25 protein-coding genes are annotated in these 24,610 nt (G+C 66.6%); 8 read left to right on the plus strand and 17 right to left on the minus strand.

What is annotated here, in order from left to right; genetic code table 11:
* Positions 1 to 22 precede the first annotated feature (22 nt).
* From coxB to AB4850_RS30670, 3 genes are all read right to left on the minus strand, one after another.
* Positions 23 to 1,648, minus strand: coding sequence for a cytochrome c oxidase subunit II (gene coxB / locus AB4850_RS30660; protein WP_414443154.1), 1,626 nt, complete (start codon positions 1,646 to 1,648; stop codon positions 23 to 25).
* 44 nt (positions 1,649 to 1,692) lie between these two features.
* Complete coding sequence (locus AB4850_RS30665; RefSeq protein ID WP_414443155.1) at positions 1,693 to 2,169, minus strand: DUF2244 domain-containing protein; 477 nt, start codon at positions 2,167 to 2,169, stop codon at positions 1,693 to 1,695.
* A 235-nt stretch (positions 2,170 to 2,404) separates the two neighbouring features.
* Complete coding sequence (locus AB4850_RS30670) at positions 2,405 to 3,367, minus strand: methyltransferase domain-containing protein (protein ID WP_414443156.1); 963 nt, start codon at positions 3,365 to 3,367, stop codon at positions 2,405 to 2,407.
* 82 nt (positions 3,368 to 3,449) lie between these two features.
* On the opposite strand from AB4850_RS30670, the gene AB4850_RS30675 reads away from it, so the two are divergent.
* Positions 3,450 to 4,247, plus strand: coding sequence for a ComF family protein (locus tag AB4850_RS30675; protein ID WP_414443157.1), 798 nt, complete (start codon positions 3,450 to 3,452; stop codon positions 4,245 to 4,247).
* Positions 4,248 to 4,329: 82 nt separating this feature from the next.
* Positions 4,330 to 4,800: a tRNA (uridine(34)/cytosine(34)/5-carboxymethylaminomethyluridine(34)-2'-O)-methyltransferase TrmL gene (gene trmL, locus AB4850_RS30680; protein ID WP_206129623.1), complete on the plus strand. Its 471-nt coding sequence runs from the start codon at positions 4,330 to 4,332 to the stop codon at positions 4,798 to 4,800.
* Between the two features lie 37 nt (positions 4,801 to 4,837).
* On the opposite strand, the gene AB4850_RS30685 is transcribed toward trmL, so the two are convergent.
* The 5 genes from AB4850_RS30685 to AB4850_RS30705 all read right to left on the minus strand — a co-directional run bounded on the left by AB4850_RS30685 (position 4,838) and on the right by AB4850_RS30705 (position 7,934).
* Positions 4,838 to 5,359 (minus strand): O-acetyl-ADP-ribose deacetylase, encoded by a 522-nt coding sequence (locus AB4850_RS30685; RefSeq protein ID WP_414443158.1) that lies wholly within the window; start codon positions 5,357 to 5,359, stop codon positions 4,838 to 4,840.
* Positions 5,360 to 5,637: 278 nt separating this feature from the next.
* A complete protein-coding gene (locus AB4850_RS30690) occupies positions 5,638 to 6,636 on the minus strand; it encodes an NAD(P)H-dependent glycerol-3-phosphate dehydrogenase (protein WP_414443159.1) in 999 nt (332 codons plus the stop codon).
* Positions 6,637 to 6,664: 28 nt separating this feature from the next.
* Positions 6,665 to 7,135 (minus strand): protein-export chaperone SecB, encoded by a 471-nt coding sequence (gene secB / locus AB4850_RS30695; protein WP_414443160.1) that lies wholly within the window; start codon positions 7,133 to 7,135, stop codon positions 6,665 to 6,667.
* Positions 7,136 to 7,254: 119 nt separating this feature from the next.
* Positions 7,255 to 7,515, minus strand: coding sequence for a glutaredoxin 3 (gene grxC, locus AB4850_RS30700; protein WP_414443161.1), 261 nt, complete (start codon positions 7,513 to 7,515; stop codon positions 7,255 to 7,257).
* Positions 7,512 to 7,934 carry a rhodanese-like domain-containing protein gene (locus AB4850_RS30705; RefSeq protein WP_414445666.1) on the minus strand — a complete coding sequence of 141 codons (423 nt, stop codon included), beginning with the start codon at positions 7,932 to 7,934 and terminating at the stop codon, positions 7,512 to 7,514. The genes grxC and AB4850_RS30705 overlap by 4 nt, the downstream gene beginning before the upstream one ends.
* Before the next feature lie 137 nt (positions 7,935 to 8,071).
* On the opposite strand from AB4850_RS30705, the gene gpmA reads away from it, so the two are divergent.
* The 3 genes from gpmA (at position 8,072) to AB4850_RS30720 (ending at position 11,566) form a co-directional block, all read left to right on the plus strand.
* On the plus strand, positions 8,072 to 8,818 hold the full coding sequence (gene gpmA / locus AB4850_RS30710) for a 2,3-diphosphoglycerate-dependent phosphoglycerate mutase (protein ID WP_414443162.1): 747 nt from the start codon (positions 8,072 to 8,074) through the stop codon (positions 8,816 to 8,818).
* Positions 8,819 to 9,090: 272 nt separating this feature from the next.
* On the plus strand, positions 9,091 to 10,650 hold the full coding sequence (locus AB4850_RS30715; RefSeq protein ID WP_414443163.1) for a S41 family peptidase: 1,560 nt from the start codon (positions 9,091 to 9,093) through the stop codon (positions 10,648 to 10,650).
* Between the two features lie 163 nt (positions 10,651 to 10,813).
* On the plus strand, positions 10,814 to 11,566 hold the full coding sequence (locus AB4850_RS30720) for a HesA/MoeB/ThiF family protein (protein ID WP_414443164.1): 753 nt from the start codon (positions 10,814 to 10,816) through the stop codon (positions 11,564 to 11,566).
* Positions 11,567 to 11,642: 76 nt separating this feature from the next.
* On the opposite strand, the gene ptsP is transcribed toward AB4850_RS30720, so the two are convergent.
* From ptsP to AB4850_RS30755, 7 genes are all read right to left on the minus strand, one after another.
* Positions 11,643 to 13,466, minus strand: coding sequence for a phosphoenolpyruvate--protein phosphotransferase (ptsP, locus tag AB4850_RS30725; RefSeq protein WP_414443165.1), 1,824 nt, complete (start codon positions 13,464 to 13,466; stop codon positions 11,643 to 11,645).
* Positions 13,467 to 13,621: 155 nt separating this feature from the next.
* A complete protein-coding gene (locus tag AB4850_RS30730; RefSeq protein ID WP_414443166.1) occupies positions 13,622 to 13,891 on the minus strand; it encodes an HPr family phosphocarrier protein in 270 nt (89 codons plus the stop codon).
* 80 nt (positions 13,892 to 13,971) lie between these two features.
* Positions 13,972 to 14,442: a PTS sugar transporter subunit IIA gene (locus tag AB4850_RS30735; protein ID WP_414443167.1), complete on the minus strand. Its 471-nt coding sequence runs from the start codon at positions 14,440 to 14,442 to the stop codon at positions 13,972 to 13,974.
* A gap of 176 nt (positions 14,443 to 14,618) precedes the next feature.
* Entirely contained in the window at positions 14,619 to 15,575 is a 957-nt protein-coding gene (gshB, locus tag AB4850_RS30740; RefSeq protein ID WP_414443168.1) for a glutathione synthase, read from the minus strand.
* Between the two features lie 41 nt (positions 15,576 to 15,616).
* Complete coding sequence (gene gshA / locus AB4850_RS30745; RefSeq protein WP_414443169.1) at positions 15,617 to 16,906, minus strand: glutamate--cysteine ligase; 1,290 nt, start codon at positions 16,904 to 16,906, stop codon at positions 15,617 to 15,619.
* 286 nt (positions 16,907 to 17,192) lie between these two features.
* Positions 17,193 to 18,692 (minus strand): ammonium transporter, encoded by a 1,500-nt coding sequence (locus AB4850_RS30750; protein WP_414443170.1) that lies wholly within the window; start codon positions 18,690 to 18,692, stop codon positions 17,193 to 17,195.
* Positions 18,693 to 18,729: 37 nt separating this feature from the next.
* Complete coding sequence (locus AB4850_RS30755; protein ID WP_006398175.1) at positions 18,730 to 19,068, minus strand: P-II family nitrogen regulator; 339 nt, start codon at positions 19,066 to 19,068, stop codon at positions 18,730 to 18,732.
* 358 nt (positions 19,069 to 19,426) lie between these two features.
* On the opposite strand from AB4850_RS30755, the gene AB4850_RS30760 reads away from it, so the two are divergent.
* A complete protein-coding gene (locus AB4850_RS30760) occupies positions 19,427 to 19,684 on the plus strand; it encodes an accessory factor UbiK family protein (protein WP_206131574.1) in 258 nt (85 codons plus the stop codon).
* Positions 19,685 to 19,812: 128 nt separating this feature from the next.
* Positions 19,813 to 21,363, plus strand: coding sequence for a YifB family Mg chelatase-like AAA ATPase (locus AB4850_RS30765; RefSeq protein WP_414443171.1), 1,551 nt, complete (start codon positions 19,813 to 19,815; stop codon positions 21,361 to 21,363).
* Between the two features lie 317 nt (positions 21,364 to 21,680).
* On the opposite strand, the gene AB4850_RS30770 is transcribed toward AB4850_RS30765, so the two are convergent.
* Complete coding sequence (locus tag AB4850_RS30770; protein ID WP_414443172.1) at positions 21,681 to 22,277, minus strand: hypothetical protein; 597 nt, start codon at positions 22,275 to 22,277, stop codon at positions 21,681 to 21,683.
* Between the two features lie 283 nt (positions 22,278 to 22,560).
* Between AB4850_RS30770 and AB4850_RS30775 the strand changes: the two genes are divergently transcribed.
* A complete protein-coding gene (locus tag AB4850_RS30775; RefSeq protein WP_414443173.1) occupies positions 22,561 to 23,097 on the plus strand; it encodes a TlpA disulfide reductase family protein in 537 nt (178 codons plus the stop codon).
* 107 nt (positions 23,098 to 23,204) lie between these two features.
* On the opposite strand, the gene AB4850_RS30780 is transcribed toward AB4850_RS30775, so the two are convergent.
* A complete protein-coding gene (locus AB4850_RS30780; protein ID WP_414443174.1) occupies positions 23,205 to 24,569 on the minus strand; it encodes a sigma-54-dependent transcriptional regulator in 1,365 nt (454 codons plus the stop codon).
* Between the last annotated feature and the right edge of the window lie 41 nt (positions 24,570 to 24,610).

Genomic DNA, 24,610 nt, shown 5'->3' on the forward strand with positions numbered 1-24,610 from the left:
GGTCAGGACGACGAACGGTGGCTCAGGCGGCCGGTGCGATCTGTACCCGTCGCGCTTGTCTGGCGTCGGCACCACCCGTGATCGCTTGCGGCTTTTGCAGCACGATGCGGCTCTCGGCCACGCCCGCGGCCTTGAGGGCGTCGCGCACGGCTTGCGCGCGGCGCTTGGCGAGATCGGCATTGGCAGCCGCCGACCCCGTCTTGTCCGTGTAACCCGACAACGTAAGCTTCGCATCGGCGTGCGCGCTCGCATATTGCGCCGCCGCATCGATCACGGCCTTGGCGTCGCCCGGCAGGTCGCTCTTGCCGGTGTCGAAATAGATCGCGGCGGGCAGCGCGGCGGTTTGCGCCGCATCCGCCGCACCGGCATCCGACGCGCCCGTTGCCGCCGCAGCCTGCACCGATGCTTCGGATGCCGATGCATTCGCGGCCGGCGCGTTGCCGGCGGCCGGTGCCGCGCCGCCTTCGGGCATCTTGCCGTTGCGCGCGTCGGTCACCTGCTTCGGCTGCAGCGCGTCGCCCATGTGGTTGCCCCAGGCATTGCGTTCGTAGGTGATCACCGAGGCCAGATCGACATCGGACAGCGACGCCCAGCTCGGCATCGCGCCCTTGCCGTGCAGCACGATGTCGAGGTGCCCGGCGATCGGGCCGGTGGCGATCTTGCTGCCGTCGATGGCCGGGAACGCACCGAGGCCCTTGCCGTTCGGCTGGTGGCAGGCCGCGCAATTGGCCTTGTAGACGTCCTCACCGTGCGCCATCAGCTCGGCGCTGGTCCAGACCTTGTTCGGATCGAGCGTCGCGGCAGCGGCCTTGGCCTTTTCGTCCTTGACCCATTTGTCGTAATCGTCCGCCGACACGACCTTCACGACCACCGGCATGTAGGCGTGTTCCTTGCCGCACAGCTCGGTGCAGGAGCCGCGATAGGTGCCGATCTTGTCGGCCTTGAACCAGGCGTCGCGCACGAAGCCCGGGATCGCGTCCTGCTTGACGCCGAACGCCGGCACGGACCATGAATGGACCACGTCGTTGGCCGTGGTGATGATGCGGATCTTTTTGTCGACGGGCACCACGAGCGGGTTGTCGACTTCCTGCAGGTAGGTATCGCTGATCGGCTGCTGGCCGTTCACTTCGCTGCGCGGGGTGGTCAGCGTCGACACGAAGCTGATGCCCTCGCCCGGCCCCTTCACGTAGTCGTAGCCCCACTTCCACTGATAGCCCGTGACCTTGACGGTCAGATCGGCGTTGGTGGTGTCCTTCATGGCGACCACGGCCTTGGTGGCCGGCAGCGCCATCAGCACGACGATCACGAACGGCACGATCGTCCAGATGATTTCGACGGTGGTGCTTTCGTGGAAATTCGCGGCCTTGTGGCCGCGCGATTTGCGGTGTGCGAAAACCGAATAGAACATCACGCCGAACACGCCGACGAAGATCACCGTGCAAAGAATCAGCATCATGGTGTGCAGGTCGTACAGTTCCTGCGCGATCTTCGTGACGGGGGGCTGGAGATTGATCTCGTTGACGCGCGGCCCACCGGGGCTGTCGCCGACGGCCAGGGCAGTGCCGGACGCGAGTAACCCGCCTACCGCCAGCAAACCAATGAGGGCGCGATTGATTGTTTTCATGATTTCCTTACCCAAAATTGTCATTCCTACCCTCCCCCCACCGCCCACGATGCTGGCGGCCGCCCCGATCAGCCGCATCGCCTCAACGACGCATGCAACTCACGAGCGAACTGGGCTCGCCGATATTGAGCGAGATACTGCCCGACCACGACGCTCTGCCCGCGCGACACGACCCTGACCGGATCGCGCGGCGACGCCCCCGGTTCGACCCGCACCCAGCACGGGTTGAACTCGAAGCGCGTCAGCTGCTCGGCGCTCATCCGCTCGATCAGCAGACGATGCGGAAACAACCTGATGCGTTCGTAATCGACTGCGTGACGCGCATAGATGGCGAATGCCGCGCCGACTGCCAACAACTCCGCGCCGGTGAACGGCAGCACGAGCCAGGCGCCGCGCCACCACAACAGCACGGCGATCGCGAGCGAGAACACGGCCAGCGACACGTAACACGCCACGAACTGGCGCGGCGAAACCGAACAATTGCGCTTGATGAGCCAATCCATCAAAACTGTTTCGGTGTCCGAGATACCTGTCGTTCCACTCATCGCTGCCTCTCGCGATCGGCATCGAAGCTGGCCCGAAACGGGCCTGCAGCCCTGTATTGCGGGGCGTTTACAGAATGGCAAACTGACGCATTATAGGCGTGAAAAACCGCATCTACAAGCAAGCCCCCGGCGCCGCCAAACCCATGCTGGACAAGCGTTTCAAGCATTTTAGGAGACTTTTTGGCGTCGTTTTCGAGCGCTAATTTCCGGCATAACGAAACCCCTCTTTACCGCATTAAATATTCTTGCGAGGGCCGCGTCCGATATCTTCCAGGCGCACGATTCCATGACCTTCCGCCGTCATGCGCGGCGTGGCTTTCCAGGCGTGTCCGTAGATCACTTCAAAGCTCAAGGCGATGGTGCCGTCGTCGCGCCGACGCGCTTCGAGCGCATCGACCAACGCACGATAGGCGCGTGCCGGCAGGCGTTCGCCCGCGCCGCGCGCGAACGGGTAAGCGCCCCAGCGCCGCACGTCGGCCAACAGCGAGGCGGCCGATTTGTAGGTGATCGTCAACGCTTCCTGATCCATCACGGGAATCTCGAAACCGCTTTCGACCAGCATGTCGCCGAGATCGTGCATGTCGACGAAGTCGATCACGTGTGGGCGCGGCGCGCAATCGGTAACGGCCTCAGCATCGGCATAGGCGGCACGCAATTCGCGCAGCGTATCGGGGCCGAGCGTGCTGAACATCAGCAGGCCACCCACACGCAGCACGCGTTGCCATTCGGGAAATACGAGGTCCGGGCGCGAGTGCCAGTGCAGCGCGAGATTCGACCAGACGAAATCGAACGCACTGCCCGCGAACGGCAACGCCGCGAAATCGGCTTGCGCGAGGCGCGGCCCGCGCTGGCCGAGCGCCTTCGACAGCGAGGCCGGGAGGAAACGCCGCCAGCTCGTATCGGCCGATTCCTGCGAGGCCGCACGCGCGAGCATCGCCGTGGATAGATCGACGCCATAGACAGGTGCCTCGGGAAATCGCGCGCGCAGCAGCGGCAGATCGTTGCCGACGCCGCAGCCCGCATCGAGCACGCCCGACGGATTCACCTTGATGTAGTCGAGACGTTCGCCCATGCGTTGGGCAATTTCTCGTGGCAGGAATGCAACCGCGTCGAAGGCGGCGGCACGGCGATCGAAGATCCGCTGCAGATGCCGGGGATCATTGGCCGGACGGCCGGAGGGTGCGGAAACGGAGGACATGTCGGGCAAACTGGCGAAGTGCGCGAAGTATACTCGCTCGCCTCGCGTGCTTCAGTACGAGCGGCCCGCGTGGAGAAACCCGATGAACATCACCGCCGTATTGCGCCGCAGCATGTCGGCCGGGCTCGCTGGGGCGCTGCGCATGGCTTGCCGACGCGCGATTGCCGTTGCGCTGCCGAATCTGTGTGCGTTGTGCGGCAATTCGTCACGCAACGTACTGTGCGAAGCCTGCGACGCGGCGTACTGGAACGAGTCGCGCCTGCGCTGTACCCAATGCGCGTTGCCGCTTGCTGCGCGGCAACCGCATCGGCGACGCGCGCCGGGCGGGCATCGCACCGATTACCGTTGCGACCGCTGCCGCGCCGCACCACCGCCGTTCGATACAACGCTCGCGCTGGCAGACTATCGCGCGCCGCTCGATACGCTGGTGCTCGATCTGAAGTTCCGCGCGCGGCTCGCCGTCGGTACGCTGTTCGGCGAGCGGCTCGCGTGCATGGCCGCCGATGCGCCGGCCGGCGACCCGCGGCCCGACGTGATCGTGCCCGCGCCGCTGTCGCGGCAACGGCTAGTCGAGCGCGGCTACAACCAGGCCTGGGCGATCGCACAGCCGCTCGCACGCGCTCTCGGCGTGCCGGCCGATGCACGGCTCGTGGCGCGCGCCGTGCACACCGCGCCGCAATCGCGGCTCGACGAAGCGGCGCGGCGCGCCAACGTCGCGCGTGCGTTCGTCGTTGCGGGCGAGGTGCGCGGGCTGCATGTAGGCGTCGTCGACGACGTCATGACATCGGGCGCCACGCTCGACGCGCTGGCCGCAAGGCTGAAGGCAGCGGGCGCGCGGCGCGTGACGAACTACGTCGCGCTGCGCACCGCGAAGGATTAGCGGGGCCGAAGCAGCTTGGGCAAGCGCCGGCCTCGCGCTGCAGAACCCCATCGCATCAAGCATCAACGAACTGGAAACGAACATGTTCAACGTCGTACTCGTCGAACCCGAAATCCCGCCGAACACCGGCAACGTGATCCGCCTGTGCGCGAATACCGGCGCGCGGCTGCATCTGATCGAGCCGCTCGGCTTCCCGCTCGACGACGCGAAGCTGCGTCGCGCCGGGCTCGATTATCACGAATACGCGCAGATGAACGTGCATCGCGACTGGGACGCGTTCCTCGACAAGGAAACGCCCGACCCGGCGCGCCTGTTCGCGTTCACCACGCGCGGCTCGGGCCGCTTCCACGATCACGCGTTCACGCCCGGCGACTGGTTCGTGTTCGGTGCGGAAACGCGCGGCCTCAGCGAGGCGCTGCTGGCGCGCTTTCCGAACGAGCAGCGCGTGCGTCTGCCGATGCGGCCCGGCAATCGCAGCCTCAATCTGTCGAATACGGTGGCGGTGGTGGTGTTCGAAGCGTGGCGCCAGGCCGGCTTCGAAGGCGGCGAGTAATTCGCCTGCCTCACGCGTTCACTTCACGCGCTTGCCGTCAGAGCCGCGCCAGTTCGGCGTTGTAGTGGTCGAGCATGTCGTCGCTGAAGCAGGCGAACACGATGCGCGTGAAGCCCGCCCCGGGCAGCATCGACACCACCGTGCTGACGGCGATCGCCGTGGCCACCTCGGGCGGAAACCGGTACGCGCCGCAACTGATCGCCGGGAAGGCCAGCGACGCGCAGCCGGCCGCGGCCGCCACTTCGAGCGAGCGCCGGTAGCACGCGGCAAGCTGCTCGGCCTCGCCCGACATCCCGCCGTGCCACACCGGGCCGACCGCATGAATCACATGTCGCGCCGGCAGCCGATAGCCATGCGTGAGCTTCGCGTCACCCGTCGCGCAGCCGCCCAGCGTCTGGCATTCGGCCAGCAGTTCGGGGCCGGCCGCGCGATGGATCGCGCCGTCCACGCCGCTGCCGCCGAGCAGCGATTCGTTCGCCGCGTTGACGATCGCGTCGACCGTCAGCGTGGTGATGTCGACGACACGCGCTTCGATGCGCGTCGAACCGATCGTGAGCATGCAAGCCTCCCATCGGGGGCAATCTCGATAAGGCAAGCGTAGGCGCGATGACGGCGCGACGCCAGAAACCGAACCGTTTGTTGCGCTTTACGCAGGCGGCAACATGGCAGTTCCGGTCGGAACACAGCAGCGCATTGCGCGACATTCAACGCCGATCGGCGTTCAATCAGGAAAATTGACGGAGATTCATCGGACATCTCCCATCCGATGATGGCAACCGGCCAGGCCTCGTTCAAGCCCGTTCCAGCGCACCGGGCGGCGCTTGCGGCCGCCCGAATTCATTCGGCCTTGGCGTCGCGGCGCAGCAGCCCGCTGACGGCATCGCGCGCGGCGACACCCTCGAACAGCACACTGCAGACCGCTTCGGTGATCGGCATGTCGATCGACTGCGCACGCGCCAGCGCCAGCACCGCGCGGGCGCAGCGCACGCCTTCGGCCACGTGGCCGAGCGCGGCGAGGATTTCGTCGAGCGACAAGCCGGCCGCCAGTTGCAAGCCGACCTTGCGATTGCGCGATAGATCGCCGGTGGCGGTCAGGATCAGGTCGCCCAGGCCGGTCAGGCCCGTAAACGTTTCGGCACGGCCGCCGAGCGCCACGCCGAGCCGCGACATCTCGGCCAGCCCGCGCGTGATCAGTGCGGCGCGCGCGTTCAGGCCCAGCCCGAGCCCGTCGGCGATGCCGGTGGCGATCGCCAGCACGTTCTTGACCGCGCCCCCCACTTCGACACCGACCACGTCGTCGCCGGTGTAGATGCGCATCGCGCCGTGATGGAACGCTTCGAGCGTGCGATCGCGGCACGCCGCCGAACTGCTGGCGACCGTCAACGCAACCGGCAGGCCCTGCGCCACCTCGCGCGCAAAGCTCGGCCCCGACAGCACGCCGTGGCTCGCATGCCCCGGCAGCGCTTCGGCGATCATCTGGTGCGGCATCAATTCCGTTTCGGCTTCGAAGCCCTTGCAGACCCAGATCACGTGCGCCGGCACGCGCGGCGCGGCGCGCATCGCGGCGCACAGCGCGCGCAGCCCAGCCACGGGGGCGCCGATCACGCAGAGCGCGTCGGCGGCGGCCGCATGATCGAGCGTGATCGCGAGATCGGGCTCGCAGCGCAGCGCGGCCGGCAACGGCACGCCGGGCAGGTAGCGGGAATTTTCATGATGGGCGGCCAGCCCCGAGAGGAGCGCGCGATCGCGCGCCCACAACAGCGTATCGTGCCGCGCGGCCAGATGCGCGGCAAGCGCGGTGCCCCACGCACCGGCGCCGAGAACAGCAACTTTCATAGACCCAGCACCGGTTCGTGGGAAGCGCTCAGTTCAGCGTCGCGCCGTTGGCGCCACCCTGCTGCTGGGTGATTTGCGCCAGACGTTGCTCGTAGAGCGCCTGGAAGTTGATTTCCGCGAGGTGGATCGGCGGGAAACCGGCACGCGTGATCGCGTCGGCGATGTTCGAGCGCAGGTACGGGAACAGGATCGTCGGGCAGGCGATGCCGACCAGCGGATCGAGCTGCTCTTCCGGGATGTTGCGGATGTCGAAAATACCCGCTTGCTTGGCTTCGATCAGGAACGCGACCTTGTCCTTCACCTTCGCCGTGACGGTACCCGACACGATCACTTCGTACACGCTTTCGGCCAGACGTTCGGCCTTCACGTCGACTTCCACTTCAACCGACGGCATGTCCTGCTCGAGGAAAATCGCCGGCGAATTCGGCTGCTCGAGCGACAGATCCTTCAGGTAGATACGCTGGATGTTGAAGAACGGCTGGTTTTCGACGTCGGACATGTTGGCTCCCTAAAAATGATATGACGGCGGCCGGTTTTGACCGACCACCCGATTGTCTTGACATGCCCGCACGGCACGTTGCCCCGCCCCGGCGCCCGGGAGGCGACATTCTGCCGGAATCAGGCGGCTTCCAGAAGCGGCAGCAGGCCGCCTTCGCGATCGAGTTTCGACAGGTCGTCGTAGCCGCCGACATGCGTTTCGCCGATGTAGATCTGCGGCACGGTGCGACGCCCGGTGCGCTCCATCATCTCGGCGCGGCGCGCGGGTTCCTTGTCGATCAGCACCTTCTCGATCAGCTCGACGCCGCGTTGCTTCAGCAGGCGCTCGGCCATCATGCAATACGGGCAGACCTGCGTGCTGTACATGACTACTTTGTTCACTTCGCCACTCCTTGTTTGACGACCGGCATGCCGGCCTTCTGCCACTCGGCAACGCCGCCTTGCAGTACATGGACTTCGCCGTAGCCGGCTTCGCGAGCGACCTTGGCCGCCTTGTTCGATTGCTGGCCGTTCTGGCAAACCAGCAGCAGCGGTGCGCTCTTGTTCTTGGCAACCTGGCCCAGCTTGGTCGAGAGCTCCGCGTATTCGACCGAGCGCGACGCCGGCAGGTGCCCGACCGCGTATTCGGCGGACGGCCGCAGGTCGATGACGATCGCGTTGCGGCGATTGATCAGTTGGGTCGCCTCGGCGCTCGACAGGCCGCCGCCCCCGCGACGCAGCGTCGGGAAGACCAGCAAACCACCCGAAACGAGCAGGATCGCGATGAGCGCAAGGTTGAAGTAATCGGTAAAGAACGTCACGGAGGATCCGCCGCTAAAAAGAGAAATCGAAAAGGACAATCCTGCCATTATAAAATAACCGCCACGACACGATGGCGCACCCGCAACGAACGCGCCTTCCGGCCCGCTTCCTCACTACCGACCTGCAAGCTATCGCTATGTACAAGCTCGTTCTCATCCGCCACGGCGAATCGACCTGGAACAAGGAAAACCGCTTCACCGGCTGGGTCGACGTCGACCTGACCGAGCAAGGCAACCACGAGGCGCGCCAGGCCGGCGTGCTGCTGAAGGAAGCCGGTTACGCGTTCGACATCGCCTACACGTCGGTGCTCAAGCGCGCGATCCGCACGCTGTGGCACGTGCAGGACCAGATGGACCAGATGTACCTGCCGGTGGTCCATTCGTGGCGCCTCAACGAACGCCACTATGGCGCGCTGTCGGGCTTGAACAAGGCCGAGACGGCCGCCAAGTTCGGCGACGAGCAGGTGCTCGTCTGGCGCCGCAGCTACGACACGCCGCCGCCGGCGCTGGAGTCGACCGACGAGCGCGCGCCGTTCGCCGACCCGCGCTACGCCAAGGTGCCGCGCGAGCAACTGCCGCTCACCGAATGCCTGAAGGACACCGTGGCCCGCGTGCTGCCGCTGTGGAGCGAGTCGATCGCGCCGGCGGTCAAGGCCGGCAAGCAGGTGCTGATCGCCGCGCACGGCAACTCGCTGCGCGCGCTGATCAAGTACCTCGACGGCATTTCGGATGCCGACATCGTCGGCCTGAACATCCCGAACGGCGTGCCGCTCGTCTATGAACTCGACGAGAACCTCAAGCCGATCAAGCATTACTACCTCGGCGACCAGGCCGCCATCGCGGCCGCGCAAGCCGCCGTCGCGCAACAGGGCAAATCGAAGTAAGCGCGGCGCCGGCACGACACAGTAGCGGTCGCGTCGGTCAGCCGCGTGTCAGGTTCGCGCCAGCCAGCCGCTTCACGCAGCGCGAATCGGCTCGAAACGGCGCGGCGGGGTCGTCGCAAATTCACGAGAACCCCGCCGCGCCGCCGCTGTCGAACCCGCTTCGTCATCGCTTCCGCCCGCAACGGCGAAGCATTCGAACGATCGGGGATATACTTGTCCGTCCTCACACCTTCAAGCCATAGCCACACGCGCTTTCCGACGCACACGATCCTATGCGAATGAAATTGAAGAATATCGGCCTCGTTGCCGCGGGCCTTGCCACCGGTGTTTTCGCGACGCTCCAAATTTCGGCGTCCGCCCAGCAAGCCACGATCACGACGCCGCTGCCGCTCGACCAACTGCGGCTGTTCGCCGAGGTGTTCGGCCAGATCAAGCGTGAATACGTCGAACCGGTCGACGACAAGAAGCTGCTGACCGCCGCGATCAAGGGCATGGTGTCGAGCCTCGACCCGCACTCGTCCTATCTCGACAAGACCGATTACCAGGAACTGCAGGAACAGACGAAGGGCAGCTTCGCCGGCCTGGGCATCGAGATTTCGCAGGAAGACGGCCTGATCAAGGTCATCTCGCCGATCGAGGACACCCCCGCGTTCCGCGCCGGCATCCGTCCGGGCGACCTGATCACCCGCATCAACGACAAGCCCGTACGCGGCATGACGCTCGACAAGGCCGTCAAGCAGATGCGCGGCGATCCGGGCACCAAGGTCACGCTGACCATCTTCCGCAAGACCGACGACCGCACCTTCCCGGTGTCGGTCACGCGCGCCATCATCAAGGTGCAGAGCGTGAAGATGAAGATGCTGGATCCGGGCTACGCCTATATCCGCATCACGAGCTTCCAGGAACGCACCACGCCCGATCTCGCAGCCCGCCTGCAGGACATCGCGCGTCAGCAGCCGAACCTGAAGGGCCTCGTGGTCGACCTGCGCAACAACGGCGGCGGCCTGCTGCAGAGCGCGGTCGGCGTGGCCGGCGCGTTCCTGCCGCCGAACTCGGTGGTGGTGTCGACCAACGGCCAGATCCCCGATTCGAAGCAGGTCTATCGCGACGATTACGACAACTACCGTCTGCCGACCTTCGATTCCGATCCGCTGAAGAACCTGCCGGCCGTCTTCAAGACTGTGCCGATGATCGTGCTGACCAACGCCTATTCGGCGTCGGCATCGGAAATCGTCGCCGGCGCGCTGCAGGATTCGCACCGCGCGCAGATCATGGGCAAGACCACGTTCGGCAAGGGCTCGGTGCAAACCGTGCGTCCGCTGACCGCCGACACCGGCCTGCGCCTGACCACGGCGTACTACTACACGCCGAGCGGCCGTTCGATCCAGAACAAGGGCATCGTGCCGGATATCCCGGTCGATCAGTTCGCCGACGGCGATCCGGACGACGTGCTCGTCACGCGCGAAGTGGATTACACGAACCACCTCGCGAACACCCAGGATCCGAACGAGAAGAAGGAACTCGAGGCCCGCGAACAGCGCCGTCTCGACCAGCTCCGCATTCTCGAGGAGCAGAACGACAAGAAGACACCGGAGCAGCGCGAGAAGGATCGCAACCGTAAGCCGGTGGAATTCGGCAGCGCCGACGACTTCATGCTCCAGCAAGCGCTGGCCAAGCTCGAAGGCAAGCCGGTTCAGGAATCGAAGTCGCTGCTGGCCGAAAGCACCTCGAAGCCGTTGACGGCAGCTGCAGCCGCGCCGTCGGCCTCGGCACCGAAGGTCACGACGCCGGCCAAGCCGGCGGCAGCCAAGCCGGCGTCGGCGACCAAGTAAGCCGGTCGCTGCGCCTGCAACGGGCCATCGCGGCGCTGCCGCGGTGGCCCGTTTCCTTTGGTGCGGCCGTCGGCCCGTGCCCGGCAGCCGGCAGGTGAACGCGCCTAAAATAGCGGCTGAAGCCAAAGCCAAGCACGGCGCCCAATCCGCAATCCGCCCCGCGATGAACGACGAACAACTGCTCCGCTATTCCCGCCACATCCTCGTCGACGAGATCGGCATCGAGGCGCAGCAGCGCTTTCTCGACGCGCATGCGCTCGTGATCGGCGCCGGCGGCCTCGGCTCGCCGGCCGCGATGTATCTGGCGGCGTCCGGCGTCGGCACGATCACGCTGGTGGACGCCGACACCGTCGACCTGACCAACCTGCAACGGCAGATCCTGCACGTCACCGAATCGATCGGCCAGCCCAAGGTGGCGTCGGGCCGTGAGGCGCTCGCGCGGCTCAACCCGGAGGTGACCGTGCACGCCGTAGCCGAGCGCGCCGACGCGGCCTGGCTCGATGCGACCGTGCCGCGCGCGAGCGTGGTACTCGATTGCAGCGACAACTTCGCGACGCGCCATGCGATCAACCGCGCCTGCGCGGCGCACGGCGTGCCGCTCTTATCGGGCGCGGCGCTGCGTTTCGACGGCCAGATCAGCACGTTCGATTTCCGCGATCCGGCCTCGCCCTGCTACGCCTGCGTGTTTCCCGAGGATCAGCCGTTCGAGGAAACGGCCTGCTCGACGATGGGCGTGTTCGCGCCGACCGTCGGCATCATCGGCGCGATGCAGGCGGCCGAGGCGCTGCGCGTGATCGGCGGCATCGGCGAGCCGCTCGTGGGCCGGCTGATGATGCTCGATTCGCTGCGCATGGAATGGAACACGATGCGCATCGCGCGACAGCCCGACTGCCCTGTCTGCGGCAACCGGCACTGAACGACGCGGCAAAAACGAAACGGCGGCGCATCGTTGCGATGCGCCGCCGTTCTGTTTTTGCCGCCGTGAACCGCGCTCAGGCCGCCATGTCGGCCTTCGGTTCCGCCGCCGACAACTGCTTGAGCGCAAGCTGCACGTCTTCCGGTTCGTAGGACGCCAGCACGTCGGCGGTGGGCTTCTCCAGCGCCTTCAGGTGCGCGCGCAGGATCTCCTGCTTGACCACCAGCAACTGGCTCGGATGCATCGAGAACTCGGTCAGGCCCATGCCGAGCAGCAGGCGCGTCATCGCCGGGTCGCCGGCCATTTCCCCGCACACCGACACCGGCACGCCGGCCCGCTTGGCCTCGCGCAGCGTGAAGGCGATCAGGTGCAGCACGGCCGGATGCAGCGGGTCGTACAGGTGCGCGACCTCGTTGTCGGCGCGATCGATCGCCAGCGTGTACTGGATCAGATCGTTGGTGCCGATCGACAGGAAATCGACGCGCTTGAGGAACAGCGGCACCGCGATCGCGGCGGCCGGAATCTCGATCATCGCGCCGACCTGCACGTTCGGATCGTAGGCCATGCCCGCATCGTCGAGCTGGCGCTTCGCCTCGCGGATCAGGTCGAGCGTCTGGTCGATCTCCTGCGCGTGCGCGAGCATCGGGATCAGGATCTTGACCGGCCCGGTGGCCGACGCGCGCAGGATCGCCCGCAACTGCGTGAGGAACATCTGCGGCTCGGACAGGCTCCAGCGGATCGCGCGCAGCCCGAGCGCCGGGTTCGGCGCCGTTTCGTAGCCTTCGTCGTGCGAATCGAGCGGCTTGTCGGCGCCCACGTCGATGGTGCGGATCGTCACCGGCATGCCGTTCATCAGCTCGACGGCGCGGCGGTAGGCGTGGAACTGCTCCTCCTCCTCGGCCAGCGCATGCACGTCGTTCATGAACAGGAACTCGGTGCGGAACAGGCCGACGCCCACCGCGCCCGCGTCCACGGCTGTCTTCGCGTCGTCGGGCAATTCGATATTGGCGAGCAGCTCGATCTTGGTGCCGCACAGCGTTTGCGTCGGCGAGAATTTCAGCCGCTGCAGCTTGCGCTGTTCGAGCGCCTTCTCCGATTGCCGGTACGAATATTCCTCGAGCACGATCGGCGCAGGATCGACGATCACGATGCCCTGATCGCCGTCGACGATGATCACGTCGTTCTGGCGAATCAGCGCGCTCGCGTGCTGCACGCCGACCGACGCCGGAATGCCGAGGCTGCGCGCGACGATGGCCGTGTGCGAGGTGCGCCCGCCGAGATCGGTGACGAACGCGCGGAACGCCTGGTTCTTGAACTGCATCATGTCGGCCGGCGCGATGTCGTGCGCGACCACGATCATGTCGTCCTTGCAACTGGCCGCGCCGCCCAGTGCCTGCGAGGCCGACGGCGCGCCGGCCAGCGCCTTCAGCACGCGCTCGACCACCTGCTGGATGTCGGCCTTGCGCTCGCGCAGGTACTCGTCCTCGATGTCGTCGAAATGGCCGACGATCACGTCGAGCTGCTCGGTCAGCGCCCACTCGGCGTTGTAGCGGCGGTCGCGGATCAGATCGATGGTTTCCTGCACGAGCATGGCGTCGTTGAGGATCATCGAATGGACGTCGATGAAGGCGGCCACCTCGCTCGGCGTCTCTTCGGTCAGGTCGGCGCGCAACGCGTCGAGCTCGCCGCGCACGGCCAGCAAGGCCGCGCGCAATCGGTCGACCTCGGCGTCGAGCTGCAGCGCCTCGACGAGGTAATGCGCGACGTCGAGCGCCGCCGGCGCGATCAGATACGCACGACCGATCGCGATGCCTCTCGAAACGGGAATTCCTTGCAGCGTGAACGACACGCGCACCTCCTGTGAGTCCGGTCTGCCGCGGCCCATCGCCGCGCTGCGCATATGACCCCGACTCGCGATTATAAATTCCGCACGCCCCGCGTGGCTGCATGCGCCGCACCATCCGCCAGCAATGATCTGTTGTCTGAATAAAGAGAAATGCCGCGTGAGATCACGCGGCATTCCGGATTCCGAACCAGGCCGGCAGCGAGCCGGCCTTACTGGCCTTCGCCGAACTTGTCGGCGATCAGCCCGAGCAGCGCCGTCATCGCTTCCTGCTCGTCCGGACCTTCGGTCTCGAGGGTCACCGTGCTGCCGATGCCGGCCGCCAGCATCATGACGCCCATGATGCTTTTCGCGTTGATGCGCCGGCCGTTGCGGGTCATCCAGACTTCCGACTGGAAGTTGCCGGCCAGTTGGGTCAGCTTGGCCGACGCGCGGGCATGCAGCCCCAATTTATTCACGATGGTCGTTTCTTGCTGAAGCATGGTGTTCCGTTCGGGTGGAGACAGCCGGCGCCCTCGCGCCGGCGAAGGGATGCCAAACGGCCGCGCGAGGCGGCCGTCGGCTAATGCGTTTCGGTTTGCGGCTTGGGTTCGGGCGGAATCGGAGCGCACTCGCCGCAGCCCAGGCCGGGACGCGGCGGCGGCGTGCCGGCCGCCACTTCATGAATGCCCTTGGTCGAGCCGGCCAGCGCCTTTTCGACCAGCGTGTCGATCGGCGTGGTGCGATAGCACACCGAGCGCACCAGCATCGGCAGATTGACGCCGGCGAGCACGCGCACGCCATCGAGCTTCGCGAGCTGGCCGGCGATGTTGGCCGGTGTCGCGCCATACATGTCGGTCAGCACCAGCACGCCGTTTTCCTCGCGCAGACGCGCGATTTCGGAATGAGCGTACGCCATGACTTGAGTGGGATCGCTGTCCGCCATCACATCGATGGCGCCGATGCGCGCGGGCAGCCCGCCATAGATGTGGGAAATGCACTCCCGCAATGCCGTGGCGAGCGGAGCATGAGCGATGATCAGGATGCCTGCCATGTCAACCTTGCAACAATGTCGGCCCGACCGCCGGACCTGGAACCACGAGTAGTAGTCCTACCGGGCGTGCGGGCATTGTAGCAGGCCGATTTCGGGGCCACTCCACATTGAAGTGGCCCCGCTAGATCCGGCGGCGGGGGACCTGCGCGGCCGCCGCCGGCAATACTCAGCAATCCTCAGCCGACCAGACGCTCCAGCGCGTCGACGAACATGCCGGCCACGTCGAAACCGGTCTGCTCCATGATCTCGCGGAAGCAGGTGGGGCTCGTGACGTTGACTTCGGTGAGCCAGTCTCCGATCGCATCGAGCCCGACCAGCAGCAGGCCGCGCGCAGCCAGCACCGGCCCGAGCGCGGCAGCGATCTCGCGGTCGCGCTCGGTCAGCGGCTGCGCCACGCCGATGCCGCCTGCGGCCAGGTTGCCGCGCACCTCGTTGCCCTGCGGAATGCGCGCGAGCGAAAACGGCACCGGCTCGCCGCCGATCAGCAGGATGCGCTTGTCGCCGGCCTTGATCTCGGGGATGAACTTCTGAATCATCAGCGAGCGGCGGCCGTCCTCGCCGAGCATCTCGACGATCGAGCCGAGATTCATGCCGTCGGCCTTCACGCGAAACACGCCCATCCCGCCCATCCCGTCGAGCGGCTTGACGATCACGTCGCCATGCTCGGCATGGAACGCGCGCAACCGCGCGGCGTCGCGCGTGACCAGCGTGGGCGCGACGAACTGCGGGAATTCTCCGATCGCGAGCTTTTCCGAATGATCGCGGATCGCCTGCGGGCGGTTGACGATCTTCGCGCCGGCGCGCTCGGCCACTTCGAGCAGCCAGGTCGACGTCACGTACTCCATGTCGAACGGCGGGTCCTTGCGCATCAGCACCGCGCCGAACGCGGTCAGCGCGCGCGATTCCGGTGCGGCGGCCTCGAACCAGGCATCGCGGTGCAGATCGGCCGGATCACCGACGATCGTCACGCGCCGCACGTCGGCCTCGACCGAACTGCCCGTCCAGGCCAGTTGCTGCGGCTCGCACGCGTAGATCGCGTGGCCGCGGCGCGCGGCCTCGGCCATCATCGAGTAGGTCGTGTCCTTGTAGATCTTGAAGCGATCCAGCGGGTCGGCGATAAAAAGAATGTCCATGCGAATCCTGTGATGTCGGGCGGTGGGTCGGCGGCGGCGCCTCAGACCTGAATCGCCTCGGGATCGGTCTTTTCGAGCTCGATCGACGAGGCGAGCAGGCCGAGCCGGGCCACCACGCCGTACATATAGAAGCGGTTCGGCGGTGCGGCGCCGGGCTTCGCGTGCGCGTCGGGCAGCGCGGTGTGCTCGAAACCGAGCGGCACGTAGTGCATGCCGGGCGCGTTGAGGTTCTGGTCGCGCTCGCGCGCCGAGTGGGTACGATAGAAGCCGCCCACCACGTAGCGGTCGATCATGTAGACGACCGGCTCGGCCACGTCGTCGCCGATCCGCTCGAACGTATACACGCCTTCCTGCACGATGACGTCGCTCACCGGCAGTCCGGCCTTGGTTTCGGACATCTGCGCGCGTTCGAGCTTGGTCATGCCGCCGATCTCGGAGGCATCGTGCACCGTCATCACGCCACGGCCCGCGGTGCCCGCATCGGCCTTCACGACCACGTAGGGCTTCTCGCTGATGCCGTACTCGCGATACTTGCGGGCGATCTTCTTGAGCACCGCGTCGATCGCGTCGGCCAGCGCCTCGCCGCCGTTGCCGGCCTGCCAGTCGATGTCGCCCACATGCGCGAAGTACGGATTCACCATCCACGGGTCGACGCCGACCATTTTCGCGAACTTCTTCGCGACGTCGTCGTAGCAGGCGAAGTGCGTCGACTTGCGGCGCACCGCCCAGCCCGCGTGCAGCGGCGGCAGCAGGTATTGCTCGTGCAGGTTTTCGAGCACGTCGGGAATGCCGCCCGACAGATCGTTGTTCAGCAGGATCGAGCACGGGTCGAAATTCTTCAGGCCGAGGCGGCGCTGCGAGCGTTCGAGCGGCTCCAGCACGATCTTCTGGCCGTCGGCGAGCGTGATCGGCGTGGTATCCGTCACGCTCGGGTCGAGCGAACCGAAACGCACGTTCAGGCCGGCCTGACGCATGATCGCGGCGAGCCGCGCGACGTTTTCGAGGTAGAACGCATTGCGGGTGGGCAGCTCCGGAATGACCAGCAGGCCTTTCGCATCCGGGCAAATTTTTTCAATCGCGGCCATCGCCGCTTGCACGGCGAGGGGCAGCACTTCCTGCGGCAGATTGTTGAAACTGCCGGGGAACAGATTGGCGTCGACGGGGGCGAGCTTGAAGCCGGCGTTACGCAGATCGACCGAACAGTAGAACGGCGGCGTGTGTTCCTGCCACTCGAGGCGGAACCAGCGTTCGATTGCTGGCGTCGCATCGAGGATCTTCCGCTCCAGCTCGAGCAGCGGACCGTTTAACGCCGTAACGAGATGGGGAACCATGAATCACTCGCGAACAGGAGAAAAAAGATTGTAGAGCAATTACTGCGCCCATTTGGGGATTGTTCCCGGGTTCGCAAGGTTGTCCAGTTCTTTTTCTCGCTATTGACCCGATAGGCGGAAGGGTTTTCCAGCCGGGCCGCGAGGCGCGCGAGGCGTGAGATGCTTGCGAAACCGCAGACGAAAAAAGACCCGCCGGGAAGGCGGGTCGAAGTCGCTGCGCTCATTCTGTTGGCCGGGCGGCGTTTCGCGGCGCCGCCCGGCGCATTACCGGTATGTGATGCGATGCTTACTCGACGTGTTCGCCGTGCAGAATGATGTCCAGACCTTCGCGTTCCTCTTCTTCCGTCACGCGCAGGCCCATCACCATGTCGATCACCTTCAGGATGATGAAGGTCACGATGCCGCTGTAGAGCAGCGTGATCAGCACGCCCTTGGCCTGAACCAGCAGGCTGCCGTCGAAGCCGCCGATGTCCTTGACCGCGAACACGCCCGTCAGCAGCGCGCCGAGGATACCGCCCACGCCGTGCACGCCGAACGCGTCGAGCGAGTCGTCGTAGCCCAGCTTGACCTTGAGCCACGTGGCCGACCAGAAGCAGACCACGCCCGCGGCAATACCGATCACCAGTGCACCACCCACGCCGACGAAGCCGGCTGCCGGGGTGATGGCCACCAGGCCCGCAACGGCGCCCGACACGATACCCAGCACCGAGGGCTTGCCCTTGGCGATCCACTCGGCAAACATCCAGCCCAGCGCGGCGCAAGCCGTGGCGACCTGCGTCGTCAGCATCGCGAAGCCGGCACGGCCGTCAGCCGCCACTGCCGAACCTGCGTTGAAGCCGAACCAGCCCACCCACAGCATCGAGGCGCCGATCAGCGTCAGGACCAGGTTGTGCGGCGCCATCGCTTCGCGGCCGTAGCCGACGCGCTTGCCGAGCACCAGGGCGCAGACCAGGCCCGCGATACCGGCGTTAATGTGCACCACCGTGCCGCCTGCGAAGTCGAGCACGCCGTCCGTTGCCAGCCAGCCGGTCGGTTCCCAGACCATGTGGGCGATCGGCACGTACACCACCAGCGACCAGATCGTCATGAACACCAGCATCGCCGAGAACTTCATGCGATCGGCGAACGCGCCGCAGATCAGGGCCGGCGTGATGATCGCGAACGTCATCTGGAACACGACATAGACCGATTCCGGAATCGTCGTGGCCAGGTGGCTGACGGTCAGCGTGGTCGCCGTGTCGCCCTTCACGTAGCTCATGCCCGAGAGCAGGACGCGCGAGAAGCCGCCGATGAAGCCGTTGCCCGGCGTGAACGCGAGGCTGTAGCCGATCACCGTCCAGAGCACCGTGATCAGCGCGGTGATCGCGAAGCTTTGCATGACCGTGGCGAGCACGTTCTTCTTGCGGACCATGCCGCCGTAGAACAGGGCCAGGCCCGGGATCGTCATGAACAGCACGAGTGCCACCGAGGTCAGCATCCAGGCGGTGTCGCCGGAGTTGATCTTCGAGGAATCCACCGAGACGGGCGCGGTCGGTGCGGCAGGAGCGGCCGGGGCCGAGGCAGCCGAGGCCGGTGCGGCGGCGGCCGCGCTGGCGTCGGGGGCGGCCGAAGCAGCCGGGGCCGGCGCAGGTGCGGCGCTGGCGGCAGGGGCGCTGGCGGCGGCGTCCGAAGCAACGGCAGCCGAGGCTGCGGCGGGCGCGGACGACGCATCGTCGGCCATCGCAGCACCGATGCCGGTCGCGACGAGCGATCCGGCCATCAGCAGTGACATCAAAAGTTTGCGCATCTTAGGTTTCCTCTTGTCGCTTGTCGTTCTGTTTGATTTACAGGGCGTCGGCGCCCGTCTCCCCGGTGCGAATCCGGATAACCTGTTCGATCGGCGTGACGAAAATCTTGCCGTCACCGATCTTCCCCGTGCGGGCTGCCCGCTCGATGGCCTCGACAGCCTGGTCGACGAGATCGTCGGACACCGCTGCCTCGATCTTCATCTTCGGCAGGAAGTCGACGACATATTCGGCGCCGCGATAGAGCTCGGTATGGCCCTTCTGGCGGCCAAAGCCCTTCACCTCCGTCACCGTGATGCCGGAGACGCCGAGCGCGGAGAGCGCCTCGCGCGTCTCATCGAGCTTGAACGGCTTGATGATTGCGGTAATCAGTTTCATGAAGTCCTCTCGCTTTCTGGTTGTCAGGTCGGAGGTCCGACCGAGCGCGTTCCGTAGGTAGCGGGAACACACTCAGCAACTCGCGTGCCAAGTCGCGGTCCGAATACGTTTCGGTCACCGAAAAGTCAGGCCCGGGCCGCCCGGAGCCTGCCCGAACGGCCAACATGGCGGCTCCTTGCTGGCGTGCGTAATCGAAGGTTGTTAGAGTGCACGGACGTCCGGGGCACCCGGCGCGCCGCAACGGGGCGCGCGATGCCCGGAAACGGGCTCACGGCACGCACCAAATCCGCTCATGCATGCATCGTGGGCACGAACGCAACGAAAATTGCACATTTTTTGTGCAGAGAAGGGGAATCTCATGAAGCAACCCAGCGACGTTTTCAATGATCTGCAGTCGCGCGTCAGCGATCTGCTGAAAAACTCGCCGGCCAAGGACGTCGAACGCAACGTGAAGGCCATGCTCACGCAAGGCTTCTCGAAGCTCGACCTCGTGACCCGCGAGGAATTCGACACGCAAACCCAAGTCCTGGCCCGCACCCGCGCGCGCCTCGAGGAGCTGGAGCGCCGCGTGGCCGACCTCGAACGCAAGCTCACGGAGCGCCCCTCGGGCCTCTGATCTTCCCGCCGCGGCCCACGCCGCGGCTCCCCGCTGTACCCGCCCGCGCCACGCCGGCAAGCGCGCACCTCAATGGAATCTCCCGCCGGGCGGCCCACCGCCCGCGGGCCTGCTCCTCGGAGTGCCTCATGTCGCTTGCCGTCGTGCGCTCGCGCGCGCCCGCTGCCGGCCGTGCGCCGGAAGTCACCGTCGAAGTCCATCTCGCGAACGGCCTGCCGTCGTTCTCGATCGTCGGCCTGCCCGATCTCGAAGTCCGCGAAAGCCGCGAGCGCGTGCGCGCGGCGCTGCAGAACTGCGGCTTCGATTTCCCGGTCAGGCGCATCACCGTCAACCTGGCGCCAGCCGATCTGCCCAAGGAATCGGGGCGATTCGATCTGCCGATCGCGCTCGGCATCCTCGCCGCGAACGGCGATCTGCCGCCGGCCGCGCTCGACGGGCGCGAATTCGCCGGGGAACTGTCGCTGACGGGCGCATTGCGGCCGATGCGCGGCGCGTTCGCGATGGCCTGCGGGATCGCACGCGGCGCGCTCGCGTCCGGCGGCCCGCTGCCGGCGCGCACGCCCGAGCTGTATCTGCCGCTGGCCAGCGCGGCCGAGGCGGCGCTCGCGCCAGGCGTGACCGTCTACGGCGCGGCCGATCTGCCGGCGCTCTGCGCGCATCTGAACGGCGCCGCCGACGCGCGCCTGAGCCCGATCGCCGTCTCGCCGCCCGATGCCGCACCCGACGCCACCGCGCCCGATCTGGCCGACGTGGTCGGGCAACAGGGCGCGAAACGCGCGCTCGAAATCGCGGCGGCCGGCGCGCATCACCTGCTGATGATCGGGCCGCCCGGCGCCGGCAAGTCGATGCTGGCCGCGCGCCTGCCGGGCCTGCTGCCGCCGATGACGGACGACGAAGCGCTGACCTCGGCCGCGCTGCTGTCGGCAAGCCGGCTCGGCTTCTCGCCCGCGCAGTGGCGCAGGCGGCCGTTTCGTACGCCGCATCATTCGTCGAGCGCGGCGGCGCTGGTGGGCGGCCGCAATCCGCCGCAACCCGGCGAGATCACGCTCGCGCACCACGGCGTGCTGTTTCTCGACGAACTTCCCGAATTCGATCGTCATGTGCTCGAAATGCTGCGCGAGCCGCTCGAAGCGGGCCGCATCACGATCTCGCGCGTGGCCCTGCAAGCCGATTTCCCCGCCGCCTGCCAACTGGTGGCGGCCATGAACCCGTGCCCGTGCGGCTGGCGCGGCGATCCGTCGGGCCGCTGCCGTTGCACGCCGGATGTGGCCGCGCGCTACCTGCGCAAGTTGTCCGGGCCGCTGATGGATCGCATCGATCTGCAGGTCGCACTGCCGGCGCTCTCCCCGGCCGAACTGGCCGAACGCGGCGTGACGCCGGCCGAGCCGAGCGCGGTCGTGGCGCAGCGTGTGGCCGCTGCCCGCGAGCGCCAGTTGGCTCGCCAGGGCAAGACCAACCAGATGCTCAGCGGCCGCGAAACGGACGCGTTCTGCCGCCTCGATTCCACCGGCGAACGTCTGTTACGCGAGGCGGGCGAGCGCTTCCATTGGTCCGCGCGAGCGTATTACCGGGTACTGAAAGTTGCGCGCACGATCGCCGATCTAGCCGGCAATACCGATCCGGACGCCGCCCAGATCGGCGAGGCGATCCGCTACCGGCGGGCTGTCGAGCTGGTTTGAACCGAAAAAACGGCCTGTCAAGACTTGACTTATACACATTTACCGGAATCGAACGTCGTCGCCGCCACGCATGCGGCGTGTCTGTAAGGGCCGATGCAAGGCATTGAATTGTCAATCGTTTTTTAAGAAACCAAAAACGATGAAACCCGTTTGAAAGCACCCGGCGCGGGCTGTGCCGGGGCGGGACGAGGGTTGTCAACAAAGTTATCCACACCCGCTGTGGATAGTGGAAAAGTCCAGGAAAATCCGGCGATTAGCGTGGCTTCCTGCGAGCAGACCTTCAATTCGTCAACAAATTGCGCGGTGCCGCGCATCCTTCAGTCGAGCTTGAACGAGCCGAAGAACGCGTCGAGCACGTCGGCCGGCAGCGGCGCGTCGGCGATCGCGACGGCCTGATAGACATGCGTGCCGCGCGCGACGAGCCGCGCCACCAGCGTCTTGCCGGCTGCCGCGCCCTGCGCGCCCGATGCCGCGCCGGCCGGCTTGCCGTTCACGGTCAGTTCGATGCCCGGCACCGTGCTGCCGGCCGCGAGCGGCACCGTCACCTCATGCCGGGCCGCGGGCGCATGCAGGTTGCGCGACAGCGCGGCGTACAGCACGTCGAGCGCCGCCTGCCGGGTGGCCGGGCGCGCATCGGACAGCATCACCGTGCCGACCGCGAACACCGCGCCGCTCACGTGCGCGGCCTGCATCCGCATCGTCATCGGCGCGCCACCGATGGTGATCTCGCGCGCGTCGAGCGTCGGCTTGGCCGGCAGGTCGATCGTGTAGCCGGCGTCGTTGTGAAGCGTGCGCCAGTCGAGCGCCGGGGAGCATGCGGCCACGAGCAGTGCCGCCATTGCGAGCACGGCCGAACGCCGCGCCTGGCGGCGGACCATCGTCATGCGGTGGGTGAAGAATTGGGGGGCAGACATGGATCGGCTCGACGGCCATCGGCAAGAGGAAATATCGAGCCGCCATTATCGTCGTCCGGCGCGGCCTCGTGCCCCGAAATGCCCGGCATAAGCGAACGACGCCCAAGCCGCGCCGCCGCTGCCCGGAAGCCGCGCCGGCCGTGCCATTCCGGGTATCGAGCCGAGCACCCTCCGCAACCGCTGGGGCGCCCACGCCTACCGATATCCGTCATGTTTTGAGGCTACAATGATCGCCGCCGTGCGCCTGTGCCGCGCGGCCCCGCAGTCTTCCGAGGTACCGACGATGAGCCAAGCCCCCGTTTCCCCCCGCCGCGCGAGCCCGCTGCGCCATGTCGCGATCGCGGCCGTCGCCGTGGCGATCGCCGTGGCCGGCTACTTCGCCCTGAACGGCAAGTCGAGCGTGCCGGACGCCACGTTCACGCTGCTGTCGGGCCAGAAGGTCTCCACCGGCGCGGATCTGAAGGGCAAGGTCTACCTCGTCAACTTCTGGGCGACCAGTTGCGAGACCTGCATGAAGGAAATGCCGCAGATGGTCGACACGTACAAGCGCTTCAAGGATCAGGGCCTCGAATTCGTCGCGGTGGCGATGAACTACGATTCGCCGGTGTACGTCTCGAACTACGTCAAGACGCGCCAGTTGCCGTTCAAGGTTGCGTTCGACGACGGCTCGCTCGCCAAGCAGTTCGGCAACGTCCAGCTCACGCCCACCACCTTCGTGGTCGACAAGGACGGCAAGATCCTGAAGCGCTACGTCGGCGAACCGCAATTCGCGGAACTCGACCAACTGCTGCAAAAGGCGCTCGGCAACAGCAACGCCTGAGCGAGCGTTCCACACCCGGTTCGGCAACAAGCCGGCCGCGCCTTCCTGGCGCCGCCGGCTTTTTTGTTGCCCCTGACCCCAACCCCGATCACCGAGTTCGCCCCGGTTCAGCGCTCGCTGTCGCCCTTGGTCGACAAACCGTAGCGCTTGATCTTCTCGTAGAGCGTGGCCTTGCCCAGATGCAGCCGGTCGGCCGTGGCGGCCACCGCGCCGCCTGTTTGCGTCAGCGTATCGGCGATCACGGCGCGCTCGAACTGCTCGACGCGCTCCTTCAGCGACTGCTCGCCGCCCGCCACGTCGCGCGCCTCGGCTGCGCCGCCCGCCTCCAGCACGCCCTCGGTCACGCCCAGCACGAAGCGGTCGGCCGCGTTGCGCAACTCGCGCACGTTGCCGGGCCAGTCGCGCTGCATCAGCCCTTCGCGCTGCCGATCGGTCAGGTGCGGCGCGGGCCGGCCGTAGCGCACGGCCGCATCGAGCATGAAGTGCTCGAACAGCGGCACGATGTCCTCGCGGCGCTCGCCCAGCGGCGGCAGCGCGATGGTCACCACGTTCAGGCGATACAGCAAGTCCTGCCGGAACGTGCCGGCCGCCACATGCTCGCTCATGTCGCCCTTGGCGGCGGCCACCACGCGGCAATTCACGCGAATCGGCTGGTTGGCGCCGAGCCGCTCCAGCACGCCGTCCTGCAACACGCGCAGCAGCTTGACCTGCAACGCCAGCGGCATGCTCTCGATCTCGTCGAGAAACAGCGTGCCGCCCGATGCGTATTCGAGCTTGCCGATCCGCCGCTTGGCCGCGCCCGTGAACGCACCCGGCTCGTAGCCGAACATCTCCGATTCGAACATCGGCTCGGGCAGCGCGCCGCAATTGACGGCGATGAACGGCTTGTCGCGGCGCGGCGACATCTCGTGCAGGCTGCGCGCGATCAGCTCCTTGCCGGCGCCGGTGTCGCCGTTGATCAGTACCGAGGCATCGGTGGGCGCGACGTTCGCGATCAGCCGGCGCACCTGCTCGATGGCCGGGCTGCGGCCGATGATGCGCGGCGCGACCACGCCCTGCACCGCCAGCTCGCGGCGCAGCGCCAGGTTCTCCAGCACCAGCTCGCGCCGTTCGAGGGCACGGCGCACCGTTTCGACCAGACGCTCGGCCGGAAACGGCTTCTCGATGAAATCGTAGGCGCCGTCGCGCATCGCCTGCACCGCCATGGTGATGTCGCCGTGGCCGGTAACAAGAATCACCGGCACGTCCGTCGCGCGCTCGCGGCATTGCGCGAGCAGTTCGAGGCCGCTCGCGCCGGGCAGGCGGATATCGGACACCACCACGCCCACGCGCTCGCCGAGGATCGCCTTCTCGGCCGCTTCGGCCGAGCCGAACCCGGTCACGTCGAACCCGGCCAGTTGCAGGCTCTGCACGGCCGCGCGACGCACGAGTTCGTCGTCTTCGATATAGATAACCTGGAGGCGGTTCGCCATGTGTGTCACCCGATGTGAATCGATATTGCGGACGGCGCCGC

The organism is Burkholderia sp. 22PA0106 (genome assembly GCF_047497155.1).
In the GTDB taxonomy this organism is placed as follows: Bacteria; Pseudomonadota; Gammaproteobacteria; order Burkholderiales; family Burkholderiaceae; genus Burkholderia.

Excerpts from the sequence above, each read along its gene's own strand:
- AB4850_RS30675 (WP_414443157.1), top strand. The coding sequence starts at position 3,450 with ATGAACATCACCGCCGTATTGCGCCGCAGCATGTCGGCCGGGCTCGCT.
- AB4850_RS30750 (WP_414443170.1), bottom strand. The coding sequence starts at position 18,692 with ATGCGCAAACTTTTGATGTCACTGCTGATGGCCGGATCGCTCGTCGCG.
- AB4850_RS30665 (WP_414443155.1), bottom strand. The coding sequence starts at position 2,169 with ATGAGTGGAACGACAGGTATCTCGGACACCGAAACAGTTTTGATGGAT.
- AB4850_RS30730 (WP_414443166.1), bottom strand. The coding sequence starts at position 13,891 with ATGCTTCAGCAAGAAACGACCATCGTGAATAAATTGGGGCTGCATGCC.
- AB4850_RS30760 (WP_206131574.1), top strand. The coding sequence starts at position 19,427 with ATGAAGCAACCCAGCGACGTTTTCAATGATCTGCAGTCGCGCGTCAGC.
- AB4850_RS30690 (WP_414443159.1), bottom strand. The coding sequence starts at position 6,636 with ATGAAAGTTGCTGTTCTCGGCGCCGGTGCGTGGGGCACCGCGCTTGCC.
- secB (WP_414443160.1), bottom strand. The coding sequence starts at position 7,135 with ATGTCCGACGTCGAAAACCAGCCGTTCTTCAACATCCAGCGTATCTAC.
- AB4850_RS30735 (WP_414443167.1), bottom strand. The coding sequence starts at position 14,442 with ATGGCAGGCATCCTGATCATCGCTCATGCTCCGCTCGCCACGGCATTG.
- AB4850_RS30765 (WP_414443171.1), top strand. The coding sequence starts at position 19,813 with ATGTCGCTTGCCGTCGTGCGCTCGCGCGCGCCCGCTGCCGGCCGTGCG.
- AB4850_RS30780 (WP_414443174.1), bottom strand. The coding sequence starts at position 24,569 with ATGGCGAACCGCCTCCAGGTTATCTATATCGAAGACGACGAACTCGTG.
- AB4850_RS30775 (WP_414443173.1), top strand. The coding sequence starts at position 22,561 with ATGAGCCAAGCCCCCGTTTCCCCCCGCCGCGCGAGCCCGCTGCGCCAT.
- gshB (WP_414443168.1), bottom strand. The coding sequence starts at position 15,575 with ATGGACATTCTTTTTATCGCCGACCCGCTGGATCGCTTCAAGATCTAC.
- coxB (WP_414443154.1), bottom strand. The coding sequence starts at position 1,648 with ATGACAATTTTGGGTAAGGAAATCATGAAAACAATCAATCGCGCCCTC.
- AB4850_RS30715 (WP_414443163.1), top strand. The coding sequence starts at position 9,091 with ATGCGAATGAAATTGAAGAATATCGGCCTCGTTGCCGCGGGCCTTGCC.
- gshA (WP_414443169.1), bottom strand. The coding sequence starts at position 16,906 with ATGGTTCCCCATCTCGTTACGGCGTTAAACGGTCCGCTGCTCGAGCTG.
- gpmA (WP_414443162.1), top strand. The coding sequence starts at position 8,072 with ATGTACAAGCTCGTTCTCATCCGCCACGGCGAATCGACCTGGAACAAG.
- AB4850_RS30670 (WP_414443156.1), bottom strand. The coding sequence starts at position 3,367 with ATGTCCTCCGTTTCCGCACCCTCCGGCCGTCCGGCCAATGATCCCCGG.
- AB4850_RS30720 (WP_414443164.1), top strand. The coding sequence starts at position 10,814 with ATGAACGACGAACAACTGCTCCGCTATTCCCGCCACATCCTCGTCGAC.
- trmL (WP_206129623.1), top strand. The coding sequence starts at position 4,330 with ATGTTCAACGTCGTACTCGTCGAACCCGAAATCCCGCCGAACACCGGC.
- ptsP (WP_414443165.1), bottom strand. The coding sequence starts at position 13,466 with ATGCGCAGCGCGGCGATGGGCCGCGGCAGACCGGACTCACAGGAGGTG.
- AB4850_RS30685 (WP_414443158.1), bottom strand. The coding sequence starts at position 5,359 with ATGCTCACGATCGGTTCGACGCGCATCGAAGCGCGTGTCGTCGACATC.
- AB4850_RS30770 (WP_414443172.1), bottom strand. The coding sequence starts at position 22,277 with ATGTCTGCCCCCCAATTCTTCACCCACCGCATGACGATGGTCCGCCGC.
- AB4850_RS30755 (WP_006398175.1), bottom strand. The coding sequence starts at position 19,068 with ATGAAACTGATTACCGCAATCATCAAGCCGTTCAAGCTCGATGAGACG.